The 16,392-nt window shown below is 68.1% G+C and carries 17 protein-coding genes and 1 pseudogene; 7 read left to right on the plus strand and 11 right to left on the minus strand.

What is annotated here, in order from left to right:
* Positions 1-115: 115 nt before the first annotated feature.
* From IEY07_RS22700 to IEY07_RS22710, 3 genes are read left to right on the plus strand one after another with little or no spacing between them, the layout of a single operon-like run.
* Positions 116-1,105: a DUF58 domain-containing protein gene (locus tag IEY07_RS22700; protein ID WP_188898297.1), complete on the plus strand. Its 990-nt coding sequence runs from the start codon at positions 116-118 to the stop codon at positions 1,103-1,105.
* The gene (locus IEY07_RS22705) at positions 1,102-2,097 is read left to right on the plus strand and encodes a VWA domain-containing protein (protein ID WP_229670556.1); all 996 of its coding nucleotides are present in this window, start codon (positions 1,102-1,104) and stop codon (positions 2,095-2,097) included. The genes IEY07_RS22700 and IEY07_RS22705 overlap by 4 nt, the downstream gene beginning before the upstream one ends.
* On the plus strand, positions 2,097-3,104 hold the full coding sequence (locus IEY07_RS22710) for a VWA domain-containing protein (RefSeq protein ID WP_229670557.1): 1,008 nt from the start codon (positions 2,097-2,099) through the stop codon (positions 3,102-3,104). Before IEY07_RS22705 ends, IEY07_RS22710 begins: the two co-directional genes overlap by 1 nt.
* A 1-nt stretch (position 3,105) precedes the next feature.
* On the opposite strand, the gene IEY07_RS22715 is transcribed toward IEY07_RS22710, so the two are convergent.
* The 7 genes and pseudogenes from IEY07_RS22715 to adh form a co-directional block, all read right to left on the minus strand.
* The gene (locus IEY07_RS22715) at positions 3,106-3,738 is read right to left on the minus strand and encodes a hypothetical protein (RefSeq protein WP_188898215.1); all 633 of its coding nucleotides are present in this window, start codon (positions 3,736-3,738) and stop codon (positions 3,106-3,108) included.
* A complete protein-coding gene (locus tag IEY07_RS22720; protein WP_188898217.1) occupies positions 3,735-5,084 on the minus strand; it encodes a DUF58 domain-containing protein in 1,350 nt (449 codons plus the stop codon). Before IEY07_RS22720 ends, IEY07_RS22715 begins: the two co-directional genes overlap by 4 nt.
* Positions 5,081-6,085, minus strand: coding sequence for an AAA family ATPase (locus IEY07_RS22725; RefSeq protein WP_188898219.1), 1,005 nt, complete (start codon positions 6,083-6,085; stop codon positions 5,081-5,083). Before IEY07_RS22725 ends, IEY07_RS22720 begins: the two co-directional genes overlap by 4 nt.
* A 34-nt stretch (positions 6,086-6,119) precedes the next feature.
* Complete coding sequence (locus IEY07_RS22730; protein WP_188898221.1) at positions 6,120-6,644, minus strand: hypothetical protein; 525 nt, start codon at positions 6,642-6,644, stop codon at positions 6,120-6,122.
* Positions 6,641-7,384 carry a DUF4129 domain-containing protein gene (locus tag IEY07_RS22735; protein ID WP_188898223.1) on the minus strand — a complete coding sequence of 248 codons (744 nt, stop codon included), beginning with the start codon at positions 7,382-7,384 and terminating at the stop codon, positions 6,641-6,643. The genes IEY07_RS22730 and IEY07_RS22735 overlap by 4 nt, the downstream gene beginning before the upstream one ends.
* Positions 7,385-7,436: 52 nt before the next feature.
* The gene (locus IEY07_RS22740; RefSeq protein ID WP_188898225.1) at positions 7,437-7,856 is read right to left on the minus strand and encodes a DUF779 domain-containing protein; all 420 of its coding nucleotides are present in this window, start codon (positions 7,854-7,856) and stop codon (positions 7,437-7,439) included.
* Positions 7,857-7,858: 2 nt separating this feature from the next.
* Positions 7,859-9,381: pseudogene (gene adh, locus IEY07_RS22745) on the minus strand (aldehyde dehydrogenase).
* A gap of 146 nt (positions 9,382-9,527) precedes the next feature.
* Between adh and IEY07_RS22750 the strand changes: the two are divergent.
* A complete protein-coding gene (locus IEY07_RS22750) occupies positions 9,528-10,349 on the plus strand; it encodes an HAD family hydrolase (RefSeq protein WP_188898227.1) in 822 nt (273 codons plus the stop codon).
* On the opposite strand, the gene IEY07_RS22755 is transcribed toward IEY07_RS22750, so the two are convergent.
* Complete coding sequence (locus IEY07_RS22755) at positions 10,346-11,548, minus strand: amidohydrolase family protein (protein WP_188898229.1); 1,203 nt, start codon at positions 11,546-11,548, stop codon at positions 10,346-10,348. The two genes, IEY07_RS22750 and IEY07_RS22755, sit on opposite strands and share 4 nt — an antisense overlap.
* A gap of 376 nt (positions 11,549-11,924) precedes the next feature.
* On the opposite strand from IEY07_RS22755, the gene IEY07_RS22760 reads away from it, so the two are divergent.
* Entirely contained in the window at positions 11,925-12,980 is a 1,056-nt protein-coding gene (locus tag IEY07_RS22760) for a serine hydrolase domain-containing protein (RefSeq protein WP_188898231.1), read from the plus strand.
* Here IEY07_RS22760 and IEY07_RS22765 read toward each other — a convergent pair.
* Positions 12,946-13,530, minus strand: a complete 585-nt coding sequence (locus tag IEY07_RS22765; protein WP_188898233.1) for a GNAT family N-acetyltransferase — start codon at positions 13,528-13,530, stop codon at positions 12,946-12,948. The two genes, IEY07_RS22760 and IEY07_RS22765, sit on opposite strands and share 35 nt — an antisense overlap.
* Positions 13,531-13,556: 26 nt before the next feature.
* On the minus strand, positions 13,557-13,934 hold the full coding sequence (locus IEY07_RS22770; protein WP_188898235.1) for a hypothetical protein: 378 nt from the start codon (positions 13,932-13,934) through the stop codon (positions 13,557-13,559).
* 49 nt (positions 13,935-13,983) lie between these two features.
* Between IEY07_RS22770 and IEY07_RS22775 the strand changes: the two genes are divergently transcribed.
* Entirely contained in the window at positions 13,984-14,334 is a 351-nt protein-coding gene (locus tag IEY07_RS22775) for a pyridoxamine 5'-phosphate oxidase family protein (protein WP_188898237.1), read from the plus strand.
* 2 nt (positions 14,335-14,336) lie between these two features.
* Here IEY07_RS22775 and IEY07_RS22780 read toward each other — a convergent pair whose 3' ends face one another.
* Complete coding sequence (locus tag IEY07_RS22780; protein WP_188898239.1) at positions 14,337-15,611, minus strand: GAF domain-containing protein; 1,275 nt, start codon at positions 15,609-15,611, stop codon at positions 14,337-14,339.
* 54 nt (positions 15,612-15,665) lie between these two features.
* Between IEY07_RS22780 and IEY07_RS22785 the strand changes: the two genes are divergently transcribed.
* A complete protein-coding gene (locus IEY07_RS22785; RefSeq protein ID WP_188898241.1) occupies positions 15,666-16,373 on the plus strand; it encodes a YggS family pyridoxal phosphate-dependent enzyme in 708 nt (235 codons plus the stop codon).
* Positions 16,374-16,392 lie beyond the last annotated feature (19 nt).

Below are 16,392 nucleotides of genomic sequence, written 5' to 3' on the forward strand. Positions count from 1 at the left end.
CTACCCGCCGCCCAATTACCCGCCGCCCAACTATCCGCCTCCTGAGGACAAGTCGCCGGCGGCGACTCCGGCGTTCAAGAATCCCGACGAGGCTCCGGGTGCGGTCGGCTCGGTCATCGGGGTGCCGTCCCGGCCGACCATCCCGCTCAACAAGCTGGCGCCCGAGGCGGCACTGCGCCGGCTCGAGCTGACCATCGTCCGCCGGCTCGAGGGCTTCCTGCAGGGCGACCATCTCGGCCTGCTGCCCGGGCCGGGCACCGACGCGAACGATGCCCGGATCTACCAACCGGGCCAGGACGACGTCCGCAAGATCGACTGGAACGTCACCGCCCGCACCACCGTCCCGTACGTCCGCGACACGATGGCCGACCGCGAACTCGAGGTCTGGGCGATGCTGGACGTGACTCCGTCGATGAACTGGGGCACCGAGGGCGTGACGAAGCGGGACCTCGGCATCGCGGCGATCGCGACCATTGGCTTCCTCAGCCAGAAGCAGGGCGACCGGTTCGGCGGCTACATCATGCGCCCGGACAGCCTGCGCCGATTGCCGGCCCGGTCCGGACGCTCGGCCCTGTACGGGCTGCTGCGGCGGATGCTGACCGAACCGTTCGTGCCCGACCACGTGACCGGCAGCTACAGCCTGGCCCACGCCGTCGACCAGCTGGCCCGCACCCAGCGCCGCCGCGGCCTACGGGTGGTGGTCTCGGACTTCCTGACCCCGGGTGACCACGAACTCGACCCGAATGTCGAGCCGGAGTGGGAGCGGGCGATGCGCCGGCTCGCGGTCCGCAACCAGGTGCTGGCGGTCGAGGTGGTCGACAAGCGTGAGATCGAGTTCCCCGATGTGGGGGAGATGCTGATCCGCGATCCTGAGACCGACTTTGAACGCTATGTCAATACTGGAGACGCGGCCGCCCGCGCTCGGATGGACGCCGCCAGCGCGGCGCAGCGGGAACGGATTCGGATCGCGCTGCGTCGAGCAGGTGCCGGCCACATCCAGTTGCGGACGGACCGGGACTGGGTGGCCGACATCGCCCGTTTCGTCCTGGCCTACCGCCGGGTCGCCAGCATGTTGCACGCACCGCCACAAGGAGTCGCCAAGTGATCGGCCAAGTGATCGGCCAGCCGATGATCCTGGACGGTTTCTCCTTCGCCGTCCCCGGCCGGCTGCTGCTGTGGCTGGCGATCCCGGTGCTGGTCGCGGCCTACATCGTGCTGACCCGATTCCGGAACCGCCGCGGCATGCGCTTCACCAACACCTCGATGCTCGATGTCGTGATGCCCAAGCAGTCGCAGTGGCGACGGCACCTGGCGGTCACGCTGTCGATCCTCAGCCTGATCACGCTGACCGCAGCCTTCGCCCAGCCGCAGGCCCAGGTGAACGTGCCGCGCGAGCGGGCGACGGTGGTCGTGGTGATCGACAACTCGCTGTCCATGCAGGCCACCGACGTCGCGCCGAACCGGCTGGCCGCAGCCAAGACCGCCGCCACGAAGTTCATCACCTCGCTGCCGGCGAAATTCAATGTCTCGGTGGTGGCGATGGCCGGCACCGCGAATATCGTCAGCCCGCCGACCACCGATCACCAGGTCGCGATCCGGGCCATGGACACGATCAAGCTGGAGGACTCGACCGCCATCGGTGCGGGCATCGACGCCGCCCTGCGCGCGGTCGGTCAGGCGCCGAAGGATCCCAAGCATCCGAAAACCCCGGCACCGGCCGCGATCGTGATGCTCAGCGACGGTTCCAACACCACCGGTCCGGCGCCGGCGCAGGAGGCCGTGAGGGCCAAACAACAGAAGATCCCGATCTACACGATCGCGTACGGCACCGAGAACGGCTATGTGGATCTGGACGGCAAGCGCTACACCGTGCCGCCGGACAAGGACCTGATGCAGGAACTGGCCCAGCTCAGCGGCGGCAAGATGTTCTCCGCGGCCACACCCGATGAGCTGAAGTCGGTGTACCAGAACATCGGCTCCTCGGTCGGCTACGAGAAGGCGAACCGGGAGATCACCGCCCGGTTCGCCGGCTACGGCCTGGCGCTGGCGGTGCTGGCCGCGCTCGGTGCGATCTCCCTGGGGGCGAGGTGGCCATGATGATGACCGGACTGATGACCGGACTGATGACCGGACAGCTGATCACTCCGATGCTGTCGTTCCTGGCCCCGGACCGGTTGTGGCTGCTGTTGCTGATCCCGGCACTGGTCGCGCTGTATCTCGGGCTCTACCGCCGCAAGGCGCAGCGCCGCAAGCAGCAGTACGGCCAGTCGATGCTGGACTTCGTGATCCCCCGGGAGTTGCCGTGGAAGCGGCACGTTGCTGTGGGCCTGTCGGTGCTCAGCCTGATGACGCTCACGGTCGCCTTCGCCAAGCCGAAGTCGACGGTCGAGGTACCCCGCGAACGTGCCACCATCGTGGTGGCGATCGACGTCTCCAACTCGATGATGGCCCAGGACGTGAAGCCGGACCGGCTGACCGCTGCCAAGGACGGGGCGAAGCAGTTCGTCCAGAGCCTGCCGGCGAAATTCAACGTCGCGGTAGTCGAATTCGCCGGCACGGCGACGATCCTGCTGCCGCCGACGACCGATCGCGGTGCGGCAGTGGCGGCGATCGAGTCGATGAAGCTGCAGCCCTCGACGGCTATCGGCGAAGGCATCTTCACGTCGCTGCAGGCGATCGCCGAGGCGCCGCCGGACCCGGATCATCCCAACAGCAAGCCTCCGGCCAGGATCGTGCTGCTCTCCGACGGCAAGACCCAGATCGGGCGCCCGTCGGCCCAGGCCGCCGAGGCGGCCAAGGCGCAGAATGTCGAGATATACACGGTCGCGTACGGCACCCCCGACGGCTACATCGAGATCCAGGGCACCCGGCAGCCCGTGCCGGTGGACCGGCGGGAGCTGGCCGAGGTGGCCAAGATCTCCGGCGGCCAGGCCTACCGCGCCGAGTCCGCCGGCGAGTTGAAGGCCGTCTACAAGGACATCGGGTCGTCGGTCGGCAAGGTCAAGGTCGACCGGGAGGTCACCTACCGCTATGCCGGCTTCGGGCTGGTGTTCGCCATCCTCGCCGCGATCGGAGCGATCTCGCTCGGCGCCCGCTGGCCCTGACCTACTGCTGGTCGCCGCGCAGCCGCGGGAACAGCAGCCAGGCGGCAACGGCCATGATCACCGCGATCACCAGGACCAGCAGTCCGGCGAAGCCGGCGCCGATGCCCTGCTGGTGGCTGTGCAGCAACTGGGCCCCGATCAGGGCCACCTGGGCGACGACCTGCACGACCAGGTAGCGGATCGCCGGAGCCCGCAGCACGGCGATCTCGATCCTGGCCCGCAGCGGCAGGTCGGCGATCACCCCGGCGAGCACCCACAGTGCCGGTGCGAGGGCGAGGACGGCGATCTGGGCCAGCGAATTCGGCGGGCTGGGTTCGATCATCCAGAACAGCCCGAGCACACCGCAGAACAGTCCGGCGGTGCCGGCAGCCGGTCGGAGCAGCACCAGCGCCAGCAGTGCGCTCAAGATCACGATCAGCACGACGCCCGGCGCGAAGGCGATGATCGCCAGGACGCCGAGCACCAGACAGCCGATCCGGTACGCCCACCCCGGTGCCGCCTGCCCGGTCTCGACCCGCACCGGCGGTTTGGGCGCGTTGATCCCGGCCCTGGCCTGCCGCGCCGAGTCCTGCCAGCGGCCGACCCGCCGTCCCACGCCGGTCGAGAGCCGGTCACCGATTCCGCCGAAGCTCATCGGCGTACCCGCTTCCTGGTCAAGGCGGCCAGCGTCACCTGGACCGGCCGGTCGCCGGTCGCGGTCCAGTCGATCACCTCGACGCCGGACCGGGCCAGGGCGGTCAGCCGGTCGTGACGTTCCATCGCGATGATCCGGTAGGCAGTCACCAGCCGGCGCGGGGCGTTGCGCAGATCGGGCTCCGGAAGCACGTCGACCGCCAGCACCCGGTGTCCGGCACCGTGCCACAGCTGGGCCAGATGCCAGGTCTCGTTGTCCAGGAAGGTGGAGAAGACGACGATCAGGGCACCGGACGGCATCCTGGGCGGCCGGTTCCTGGCCCGTGGCTCACCCTCGGGTTCGGCCAGCGCGATCCGCATGCTGAGCCGCTGCAACTGTCGCTGGCCGCCCGACGGCGGGACCGGCCGGTGCATCCGGCCGAGGTCCTCCAGCCCGACCCGGTCGCCGGCCTGCAGGTAGCGGCGGGCCATCGTCAAGGCGGCTGCGCGGGCGTTGTCCAGCGAGGTCGGGACGTCCTCGGGGATGCTGCTGGAGTCGTTCCAGGTGGTCAGATCCGGGCCGACCTCGTCGCGGGAGTCCAGCACCAGCATGACGGCCGCGTCGGCGGTGGCGTGGGTGCGGCGGACGTACAGGTCCGTGATCGCCGGCCCGGAAGTCCCGGGCCCCGGGCCGTTGCGCCGGGCCGTGACCCGCCAGTCGATCCGGCGCAGCCGGTCGCCGGGGGTGAAGAGGTTGATGTCGCGGAGATCGTTGCCGTCGCCGGCCCGGCGGGAATCGTGCGGTCCGGTCAGGCCGGAGAGCCGATAGGGCAGCGGCACCTCGCGCAACGGTGTCGCCTTCGGCAGCACCGTGATCGACATCGGTCCGGCGGTGTCACCCGCGGACGTGTAGAGGCCGGCGCCGTAGCGCTCCTGGTGATCGACGGTGAAGATCGGCCGGCGACCCGTACGGGCGGTGCGGATGCTGATCGGTATCCGCCGTTCCTCCGACCCTGAGCTTGTCGAGGGGCCTGAGCTTGTCGAAGGGCGCGGTGCGGCGACCACCGTGTCGACCGAACGATGGCCCGGCGCGGTGGTGCGCAGGCGCAGTGCGTCGACGCCGGCCGCCGGCTGCCAGCTGACGGTGGCGCCGACCCGCGACTCGCTGGTCGTCCCGCTGCGGGTGGTCAGCCGGACGGTGCCGGAGGCGTGCGGATGGCGCAACTGGATCCAGCCGCAACCCAGCAGCAGCACGACGGCCAGGGCGACGCCCTGCAGCCGTCCGGTCAGCATCCCGAGCAGGAAGATCACGACGGCCAGGACCATCGTTACGGCCATCCCGCTGGTGGGCCACCACTTGGTCTTCATCGGGTGGTTGCTGGTCCGGCCACCTGGCTGAGCAGGTTGTTGACGACCTCGGTGGCCGGCAGTCCGGACGCCCAGCTCTGCGGTGTCAGGGTCAGCCGGTGGGCCAGGACGCTCGGTCCGACGCCCTTGACATCCTCCGGCGTGACGTAGTCGCGGCCCTCGATCACCGCCCGGGCCCGGGACACCAACATCAGTGCCAGCGATCCGCGGGGCGATGCGCCGACCTCGACGGCCGGATGATCCCGGGTCGCCGAGGCGAGGTCGACGCAGTACGCGAGGATGTCGGGGTCGACCGTGACCTGCTCGACCCCGCGCTGCATCGCCACCACGGTGGCGGCGTCCATCACCGCTGCGACACTCGACTCCTCGTGCTGGCGGGCGAGGCGGCGCCGCAGCACGTCGCGTTCGGCTTCCTTGGCCGGGTAGCCGACGGCCAGCCGCACCATGAACCGGTCCAGCTGGGCTTCCGGCAACGGGTAGGTGCCCTCGTACTCGATCGGGTTCGAGGTGGCCATCACGTGGAAGGGGCGTTGCAGCGGAAAGCTGTGGTCCTCGACGGTGACCTGGCCCTCGGCCATCGCCTCCAGCAGCGCCGACTGGGTCTTCGGTGTGGTGCGGTTGATCTCGTCGGCCAGGAACAGGCCGGTGAAGATCGGACCGGGGCGGAATTCGAAGGCGGCCTTGGCCGGATCGAAGACATAGGAGCCGGTGATGTCGGCGGGCAACAGGTCCGGCGTGCACTGCAGCCGGGCGAATTCCAATCCGAGCGCCGACGACAGGCTCCGCGCGGCCAGCGTCTTGCCCAGACCCGGTACGTCCTCGAAGAGCACGTGACCACCGGCCAGGATCGCGGCCAGCGCCGTCTTCAGGGCCTCCTGCATGCCGACGACGACCGTCCCGACCTCGTCCAGCACCGTGCTGCACAGCCGGGAGATCTCGGCCACCGACAGTGGCTCCGGCTGGGGCTCGGTCCGGGTCGGGGCAGGTTTCGTCTCGGTCATCAAATCTCCCTATCGAGTCTCAGCGGTTTCATCGTCAGTCAGCTTCGTCGTCAGTCAGCCGTTCCACAGCGGCGAGGGCCTGGTGGAAGTCCCGGGTCCTGGCCTCCGAGCCGGGGGGACGGGAGAGCAGTTGGAAGGCTCCGGCGCCGACCAGGCCGATCACCCGGTCACGATCGGCGGGATCGTGCAGTCGCAGACCGCGGACCGCCAGCCGGTGCTCGGCGATCACCTGCAGGCGGGTGACCAGGGTGCTGCCGACGCGATCATTGCGGCCGGTGACGTTCCAGGACAGCCGGAACGCCTCCCGCCGCGCGCCGCGGTCGCGGATCGGCGCCGGCGGCTCGGGGAATCCGCTGTCGAATCCGTCCGGGGGAAATCTGACCAGGGCGGCGACGACGACGGCGACCGCGCCGATCAGCAGGGCCTGCAGGATCGGCATGCCGAGCACGAAGAAGCAGAGCGCGGGCAGGGCGAGACCGGCGGCGATCAGGGCGGCGACGGTGCCACCGCGACTGCGACCGCTGTCAGGCATCGCCATAGCGCGCAGCGCGTTGCTCATGAGCCGCTCCCGGCATCGGTCCGCGCCTCGGCGAAGTCCTTCCAGGCAGTTGCCAGGTCACGGATGCAGCGCCGTGCGGTGGTCAGATCGTCGTCCGACGGCGGATGGCTGGCGAACCGGGCCCGAAGGTAGAGCCCGAGCAGGGTCTGTACGGGTTCGGTCGGCACACCGGTCCGACCGAGTACGTCGGCGGTGAATTCGGTCGGCGTCTGGGCCGGCCGGCGGTGCACCCCAGAGCTGTCGGCCGCCTCCTCGAGAGCGAGCCAGGCGGCGATGATCGCATCGGTGGGATTGCCGATCGCCAGCAGCCGCTCCTCGGCCTTGGCGGCGCCCTGTTGGAGCGTCGGCAGATCGGGCAGCGCCATGTCGGCGACCTCGATGTCGTCGTCCGGGCGGGCGGCGTACATCTGCCGGACGGCTGCCAATCGCATGAGGAGGATCGCCAGCAGGACCAGGACCGCGGCGATGACGATCGCCAACAGCACCCATTTGACCCAGGACAGGTCCGGCGGCGGCCCGGCCGGTGCCGGCGGACGCATCGACGCGGTGCCGTTGGGCGTCGCCTGCTGCATGGTGGGCATCGGCTGCGGCTTGGGGGTCGGCAGGTTGATCACGATGGGGTGGATCTGCCACGGCGGCCGGACCGCCGCGATCACCAGCCCGAGGACCAGCAGCACGCCCACGCCAACGGCTGTCCCGATCCGTGGCACGGTGGGAGGTCGTGGGCCTGGCGCTGCCATGGCGGCACGCTACCTGAGCACCCTGTCAATCTGTTCGGGGGCCTGCAGGCAGCTAGCGATCGGTGCGCGGTTGCACTCCGACTGCGACCGCATCGCCGGCCTCGCTCACGGCTGACTCGTCCAGCAGTCGGGAGCGGATCAGGAATCGGCGCCCGGTCGGTGCCTCGAGGGAGAATCCCGCGCCCCGGCCGTTGACGACGTCGATGGTCAGGTGGGTGTGCCGCCAGTAGGCGTACTGCTCGGCCGACATCCACACCGGCACCTGGCGGTCGTCGCTGTCGCCGGCACCGATCTCCAGTTCGCCCAGGTGGACGTCGGCGTCAGAGGTCAGGAACTCGCCGTCGGGAAAGCACATCGGCGATGAACCGTCGCAGCAGCCGCCGGACTGGTGGAACATCAGCGGGCCGTTGGCATCCCAGAGGTCGCGGAGCAGCTCCGCGGCCTCCGGGGTGACGGCAACGCGTTCGCTCATGATCAGAAGAAGCCCAGCCTGTTCTCGTCGTAGGACACCAGCATGTTCTTGGTCTGCTGGTAATGATCGAGCATCATCAGGTGGTTCTCGCGGCCGATACCGGAGGACTTGTAGCCACCGAACGCGGCGTGGGCCGGGTACTGGTGGTAGCAGTTGGTCCACACCCGACCGGCCTGGATGTCGCGACCGGCGCGGTAGGCGGTGTTGATGTTGCGGGACCAGACGCCGGCACCGAGGCCGTACAGGGTGTCGTTGGCGATCGAGATCGCGTCGTCGTAGTCGTCGAAGCCCGTGACCGAGACGACGGGACCGAAGATCTCCTCCTGGAAGATCCGCATCTTGTTGGTGCCGGCGAAGATCGTCGGTGCCACGTAATAGCCACCGGACAGATCGCCACCAAGATCAACGCGCTCGCCACCGGTGATCACCCGGGCTCCTTCCTGGGTGCCGATGTCGATGTAGGAAAGGATCTTCTCCAGTTGATCATTGCTGGCCTGGGCGCCGACCATGGTCTCGGTGTCCAGCGGATTGCCTTGCTTGATCGCCTTGACCCGATCGGTCGCTGCTCCGAGGAACGGGTCGTAGATCGAATTCTGGATGAGCGCCCGGCTCGGGCAGGTGCAGACCTCGCCCTGGTTGAGGGCGAACATCGCGAATCCCTCGAGAGCCTTGTCGTAGAAGGCGTCGTCGGCCTGGGAGACGTCCTCGAAGAAGATGTTCGGGCTCTTGCCGCCAAGCTCCAGGGTGACCGGGATCAGGTTCTGGCTGGCGTACTGCATGATCAACCGGCCGGTGGTTGTCTCGCCGGTGAAGGCGATCTTGCGGATCCGCTTGTTGGATGCCAGTGGCTTGCCGGCCTCCACGCCGAAGCCGTTGACCACGTTGAGTACGCCCGGTGGCAGCAGATCGCCGATCAGATTCATCAGCAACAGGATCGAAGCCGGGGTCTGCTCGGCCGGCTTGAGTACGACGGCGTTGCCCGCGGCCAGAGCCGGAGCGAGCTTCCAGGTCGCCATCAGCAAGGGGAAGTTCCACGGGATGATCTGGCCGACACGCCGAGCGGCTCATGGAAGTGGTAGGCGATGGTGTTGTCGTCGATCTGGCTGATGCCGCCCTCCTGGGCGCGTACGGCGCCGGCGAAGTAGCGGAAGTGATCAACGGCCAGCGGCAGGTCGGCGGCCAGGGTCTCGCGGACCGGCTTGCCGTTGTCCCACGTCTCGCCGACGGCGAGCATCTCGAGATTCTGCTCGATCCGGTCGGCGATCTTGTTCAGGATCACCGCGCGCTCGCTCACCGAGGTCTTGCCCCACGCCGGCGCGGCCGCCTCGGCCGCATCGATCGCCAGCTCGATGTCCTCGGCGCCGGACTGGGCGACCTCACAGAAGGTGTTGCCGGTGACCGGGGAGGGGTTCTCGAAATACCGGCCGCCTACGGGAGCGATCCACTCGTTGTTGATCCAGTTGTCGTAGCGAGACTGGTAGCTGACGACGCTGCCTTCGGCGCCGGGTTGGGCATAGACGGTCATCCGTGACTCCTCTGTCGGGAGACATCGACGCTACTCATTCGGCGTTGCACAAACGTTGTCGTCGGCGGGCTCCAGGGCTTCGGTAGCATGACTGGCTCTGATCGGTCGAGTGGGACGCGAAGCGCGTCGCGCAGGGGGAGTTGCAGGTGTCAGTAGAGCTGGTCGCGTTCGATCTCGACGGAACGATCCTGGAGGCGGACGGCTCGGTGGCGCCGGAATGCGCTGCGATGATCAAGAAAGCGAGTGCCTCCGGGATCGCCTGCGTCACCGCGTCGGGACGGTCGGTCGACTTCCAGACGAGGTTGTTGACCCGGTCCGGATTGATGTCCTGCTTCGATGCCTTGATCTGCGACGAGCGGTGGGTCTTCCTGAATACCGCCGACGGCGATCGGCATGCGGCCGGACGCGACGACGGAGCGGAAACGCTGACTCCGCTGCAGCCGTGGAACACCGAGGTGCGTGATCGATGGGCCGCGTTGGATCCGCTCGCTCTGCAGTGGGCGACCCGGATGCGGGATCGTGCCGCTGCCCAAGGATGGTCGTGTGAGATCAATGACCGCGACAACTCGATCGCCCGCGGGCTGCGGTCGGTCACCTTCTCGATGGACCGGGAGGTGGAGACGTTGGTCGACTGGCTCGCACCGCAGCTGGCGACCGGGCCGCTGGCCTGCAACCGCAACGGTCGGATCGCCCACATCTACGACAAGGGCTGTGACAAGGGCAGCACGTTGCAGGCGCTGCTGGGACAGCAGCGCTATCAGGATCTCGGCCCGGCAGCCATCCTGGCGATCGGAGACGGCATCAACGACCGACCGATGCTCGATGGCCGTCACGGTTTCGCCGCGGCAACGGTCGTCAACGCCGAACCGGCCGTGAAGTCCTGGGTGCGTACCGCGGGAGGCATGATCACCGACGGTGAACGGGGCGTCGGGGTCGCCCGAATCCTCGCCGACGTCCTGGCGTCCTAGCGTCGTACGACCGGGACACCCCGGTGCCAGATCTGACGTATCCGCCGCGTCGCACTGATGTCGCGCGTCGGATCGCCGTCGACGAGGACAAGATCTGCCCGCCGACCGGCTTCGATCGAGCCCTGATCGGTGAGACCGAATGCTTGCGCCGGCGCCTGTGTAGCAGCGGTGAGAGCTTGCTCGGGCGTCAGCCCAGCGTCGGTCAGCAAGATCAACTCGTCGTGCAGGCTGGCGCCGTGGGCAACTCCCGGATTCGTTGCGTCGGTTCCCGCGAGCAGCGGAACTCCCAGGTCGTTGAGTTCGCTGACGTTCCCGGCGAGGTGATCGAAGTTCCGTTCTGCAGTGGCTTGGCTCGGGCGATCGATCGACAGAAAGCCTCGCGCCGTGTCGTCCAGGTACGGGCCCAGGAACGGATCATCGCGTACGAGCGTGCCGCGTGGGGTGCCGTGCGAGTCTGCCAGCACTCCCATGGTGGGGACGACGAAGACTCCGCACTGGGCGGCGATCTCGGCGAGGTGAGCCGCCGATCGACGATCGATGGGGGCGTGCATCAAGCCGTCGGCGCCGAGCTCGATCGCCTCGACCGCGCGGCTCGTGAACTGCGCGTGGACGACCGCAAGGCGGTCGTAACGGTGGGCGGTTTGGATGATCGCGCAGATGACCTCCGCCGGAAGGGCGTTCGGATCCTCGCCCGACCCATCGCCGGTGGAAAAGATCTTGATGTAGTCCGAACCCGCAGCGATGCGGTCCGCGACGAAGGTCTCCACCTCCTGGACGCGGCTCACTGTGGGGAAGGGCTCGAACACGCCGGCCTCGACAAGCCACCACGGCCAGCGGCCCGGTGCGGTGGCCCCGGTGCCGGCGGAGAACACGCTGGCCATCCGGGCAGGCGAACTCTCTGCAGCGGTCTTCAACCCGGCGATCGCCCCAGGATCGTTGAACATATCCAGGACTGTGGTCACGCCGAAGACGAGCGCCTGCTCCAGTCGACCCGGCCCGACGTGGGCGTGCGCATCAATCAACCCGGGGATCAGCGTCGCGCCGGTGGCGCCGATACATGGAATCTCGTCCGAAGCCGACAGTCCTGGGCCGACAGCGATGATCATGCCGTCTCGGACCAGGATCTCGGCATCGTCCTGCACGGCGACGCCATCGAAGACGCGGTCCGGTCGGATGATGAACGACGTCGGCGCTTCCATGCAGGGAGAGTACCTGCCTGACCTGGATGCGTCCGGAGAGATTGTGGAATCCATGGCGGCATGGCGGTCGACGGCTACTTCACCTTTTCCAGTGAGCCGTCGCTGAACCTGCATCACCTCGCTGCATCCGACTCACATCACCTGTTCGACGAGCGCTCCGGACAGTCAGGGGTGGGCCGCGGCCGAGATCGTGCTGTATAAAGGCCAGCCGTGCGTTGGTTCGTGACCTCGCGCAGGCGATCCGTGATCGGTTGCAGTTCCGGAATCCGATCTTGGAAGCGTGGACCGGCTATCTTGACGGTCAGTGGGACCGGGACTCGGCTTGTGATCGGCTGGCCGACGCCGTCAACCCGTCATAGACCGACCAGGAGCCGCCGTGACCGACTACTTCCCGCCTGCTCGCGCCGAGGGGGCCTGGCGGACCGCGACCGAGGAGGTCCAGGTCGCCGACCTGTGCGGGATGGACCAGCAGCGACTGGATCTGATGGGCTCATTCCAGACCTTCCTGAACGACGGCACCGGCTACGGCATCGTCGTGGTCCGGCACGGGTGGATCGCCGGCGAGTACTACGCCAAGAACGCCCGTCCCGGGACCCGCATCCACGTCCATTCCGTCACCAAGGCGGTGACCAGCCTGGCATTCGGCCACCTGCTGGCCTCCGGTGCCGCCGATCTTGATCTTGATACTGCGGCGTACGACCTGTTGCCGGACGGCATCGCGCTCAGCGACCCGCGCAAGGCCGGCGTCACCATCCGACATCTGCTGTCCATGACTTCCGGGATCCGCGGCGAGTCGTGCGGGATCTTCGGCACCTACGCGGCGACGCCTGCGGGTGGGGAACTGGAGTACGCGCTCGGCCTGGTCCCGGGACGGGGTGGCGCCAGCACTGCCGAGCTGGCCGCCGACCCGGGCACCCGTTGGGACTACAGCTGTGCCGGCTACCTGCATCTGGGGATGATCTTCCAGGAGATCACCGGCCGATCGGTGAGCAGCTATCTCGGCTCGGAGGTCTTCGCCCCGATCGGACTCACCGATTGGGACTGGGAGTCGGCCGGCGGTTTCGGCCGGCTGGGTCCGGTGTCGACAACCCACATCGGGCTGCACATCTCCGCCCGGGAGCTGGCGCGGCTCGGCTACTGCATCCTGCAGGACGGCCGCTGGGGCCAAGACCAGGTCTTGCCGCCGGACTACCTGCGGGAAGCGACCACGCCCCAGGAACTCAACCCCGACTACGGACTGGGCTTCTGGCTCAACCGCGGCCCGGACAACCCATCGTTGCCCGGTGACCTGGTTGCGATGAAGGGGTACAACAGCAACCGGCTGTACGTGGTCCCGTCGGAGGATCTGGTGATCGCGCGGGTGGGTCTCGGCCCGACCAATTGGGACGAGAATCTTGTCATCGGCGGAGTGCTCGGGGCGATCCTGCACTGAATTCGGAACTTTGTTCACCGGTGCCGGCGACCGGAGTTGTTGCCGCGATGTCCGTCCGGGCGGTGAGGTCCCGGTGGTACCAATGTCCTTGTTTGCCGCCGATATCGGCCGGATCGGCGACTTCGCCGGGCACGAACCCTGCCTTGAGCAGGACCCGTTGGGACGCGAAGTTCTGGTCGCTGGTCGCCGCCCTGAGCGTGTGCAGGCCGTGGCGTGACGCTGCCAGCCTGCAGAGTTTTCGTACGGCGGCGGTGGTGAGTCCGCGCCCGGCCGATTGCTCGGCAATCCGATAGCCGACCTCGGCCGCACCGTCTCTGATTCGGTAGAGGTTGAACCGGCCCAGGATCGCGCCGGTCTCGTCGACGAGCACGTAGCTTGCGACCAAGCCGGCGTCCTGATCGGCCAACAGCTCATCGTGCCGCAGGGCGAAATGGTCGAAGTACTCGTCGCCACGGTCGGAGATCGACTGTGCGAAGTAGCCGCGGTTCTCCAGTTCGAAGGCGAGCAGCGACGCCTGGTGGTCGGCCCGGACGCGCTGCAACTCGTACATCTGCAGCACAGTAGTGGAGGCGCGCTTCACAGACCTGCGACCGTGCGGGTCTCCTCGTTCCATTGGACGTATTCGATGATCGGACCGCCGGGAAAGGCGACTGTGGCGTTTCGGCCCACTTGCTGTTCCGCGGGTTCGCGGATGATCTCGGCCGAAGCCGACAGCGCCGCAGCCACTGCCCCGTCAAGATCATCGACGATGACGGTCACATCAGTCGAGCGGAACGGCTCGATGACCTCGTCCGACCCGGCCAGGACGAGGACCTCGCCCACAAGGGCAAGTTGTAGGCTGGCAGGGTGTCCGAACCTCAACCGAACGTCGGTGACACCGGATGCAGTCAACGCTTTCAGCCCGGCATCGAGGTCGCTGACACAGATCCGGGCGAATGATGCCAGAGCAGCCATGATCAGAGGCTATCGACCACTGTCGGCGGTGCTGTCTATCGTCGGAGTCATGCCGCTGTCGATCCACGAACGTGAGCAATTCCTTGCAGAGCCGATCTGGTACGACTACGAGCCCGGCGGAGTGGCCTGGGTCCTGTCGCGGCCCGAGTCGCGGAAGGCGAAGTTGATTTCCGAGGCCGGCAGGTTCACCCTGCTCGTCCGGCGGGCGACTCCGACGACGCGCTATGTGAGTATCGAGGGGCCGGTGATCGACTTCGGACCCTCGACCGAGGACGAGGTCCGTCGGATGGCACGCCGTTATCTGCCACGAGATGCGGTTGAGCCGTATGTGGACTTCGCGCGGCGCGAGCACCGGATCCGGATGCGACCCGAGCACTGGCTGTCCTCGGACCTTGGCTAGTCCTACGCGTCATCACCGAGCAGGGCACGGATCCGGCGCAGCACCTCGGACCGACGCGGGGAACCGTCCGGCAGCAGGGATTCGGCGGCCTGCCACAGCTGCAGATCGGGTCGGGCGAAGTCGGTGTCGGCGAAACGGAGCAGGGAATCCGGGTCCCCGGCTTCCAACAGCAGCCTGCGTACGCCGTGGTGTAGCTGTTCGCGCAGGTCGATGATCGCGGGGGATTCCGAGTGCGGCAGCAGTGGCCCGCGATAGAGCTCGACCGCACGGCGATGATCATGGCCGGCGACCGCCGCCCGCAACCGCTCGAGATCGCTGTCGGGCCGTACGTCCAGCCGGTATGGCCGGGTCGTGATCCGGTAGGGCAGGATCGCCTGCCGCAGCCGGGAGAGCTCGGCGCGTACGGTCACCGTCGCGATCGGCTGCACGCTCAACGCCGCCTCGAGTTCGTCGGCGGTCATCCCGTCGGTCGACTCGGCCAGCAACACAAGGATCTCGCTGTGGCGCAGCCCGAGCCGCGTCTGGCGGGCACCGCTGCGCCACTCGGCCTGATGCCTGCCGAGCACCTCCAGCGCCGGCCGTGAGCCGTTCCGGTCCGATCCGGGCGGCCGGGTCAGCCGATTGATCCGCAACTCCGACTCGACCGCGCGGACGGTCGCCCGGACCAGCGCCAGGCTGGTCGGCCCGGCAACCGGGTCGCCGCCGGTCAGGTCCAGGACGCCGACCAGCGATCCGGTGTCGGGATCGTGGATCGGTGCAGCCGTACAGCTCCAGGGGGTGACGGTCCGGGCCAGATGCTCGGCCCGGAAGATCTGCACCTCGCGGTCCAGCGCCAACGCCGTCCCCGGCGCGTTGGTGCCGGCGTCGGTCTCGCGCCAACTGGTGCCCTCGACGAAATTCATCCGCTCGGCCCGGCTGCGCATCGCATGGTTGCCCTCGACCCACAGCAGTCGCCCGGCCGCGTCCGAGACCGCGACCAGCATCCCGGCCAACTCGGCCTCCTCGACCAGCAGCTGGCGGATCACCGGCATCACCGGCCCAAGCGGATGCTGATCGCGTAGTTCGGCCAGCCCGGCGGCATCGATGACGAACGGCGCCACCATGGTCTCCGGGTCGGCACCGCCGGTCAGGCTGCGCCGCCAGGAGTCCAGCACCATCGGTCGGACCACCGGATCCACCGATCCGTCGGAGACGAAGGCGTCGTGGGCGCTCGCCAGCAGCCGGAGGTCGGTCCGCCCATCGCCTGCTCCCGGGTCCAACGCACCGTCGCGTCGCATGCCACGAGCCTAGTGCGCGTCCGGTGACGCGGTGGCGTGGATAGGGTTTCGGTCATGGCGATCGCAGACAATCTCACCCGGATCAGGACTGCGATCGACGCGGCATGCGAGCGTGCCGGCCGCCCGGCCTCGGAGGTACGCCTGCTGCCGGTGTCCAAGACCTTCGGCACTGACGCGATCTTGGAGGCGTACGCGGCCGGGATGCGGATCTTCGGCGAGAACAAGGTCCAGGAAGTGGTCGCCAAGGCGACCGAGCTTGCCGACCACGAGGACCTGCAGTGGGCGATGATCGGGCACCTGCAGCGCAACAAGGCACGTGATGTCGCCGCCTGTGCCGCGGAGTTCCATGCGCTGGACAGCCTGCGACTGGCCGAGGCGCTGCAGAACCGGCTCGAGGCACTCGACCGCACCCTCGATGTCTTCATCGAGGTCAACTCGTCGGGGGAAGACAGCAAATTCGGTCTGCCGCCGGCCGAGGTGGCTGACCTTGCCGCCGGACTGGGGAGCTACGACCGGCTCCGGCCGCGCGGGCTGATGACCATCGCCGCTCGGTCCGACGACCGGAAGGTCGTCGAGGCCTGTTTCGTCCGGATGACCGAGTTGCGGCAGCGGCTGCGCGACGACGACAAGAGCACCGGATCGTACGAGGAGCTGTCGATGGGCATGTCCGGCGACTTCGAACTTGCCATCGCCCATGGCGCGACGACCGTACGCGTCGGGACCGCGATCTTCGGTTCTCGTCCGGCACTAGGGCCAGGATGAATACAACGTAGTTGCCTTT

It is taken from the genome of Microlunatus endophyticus, assembly GCF_014646195.1.
Lineage (GTDB): Bacteria > Actinomycetota > Actinomycetes > Propionibacteriales > Propionibacteriaceae > Microlunatus > Microlunatus endophyticus.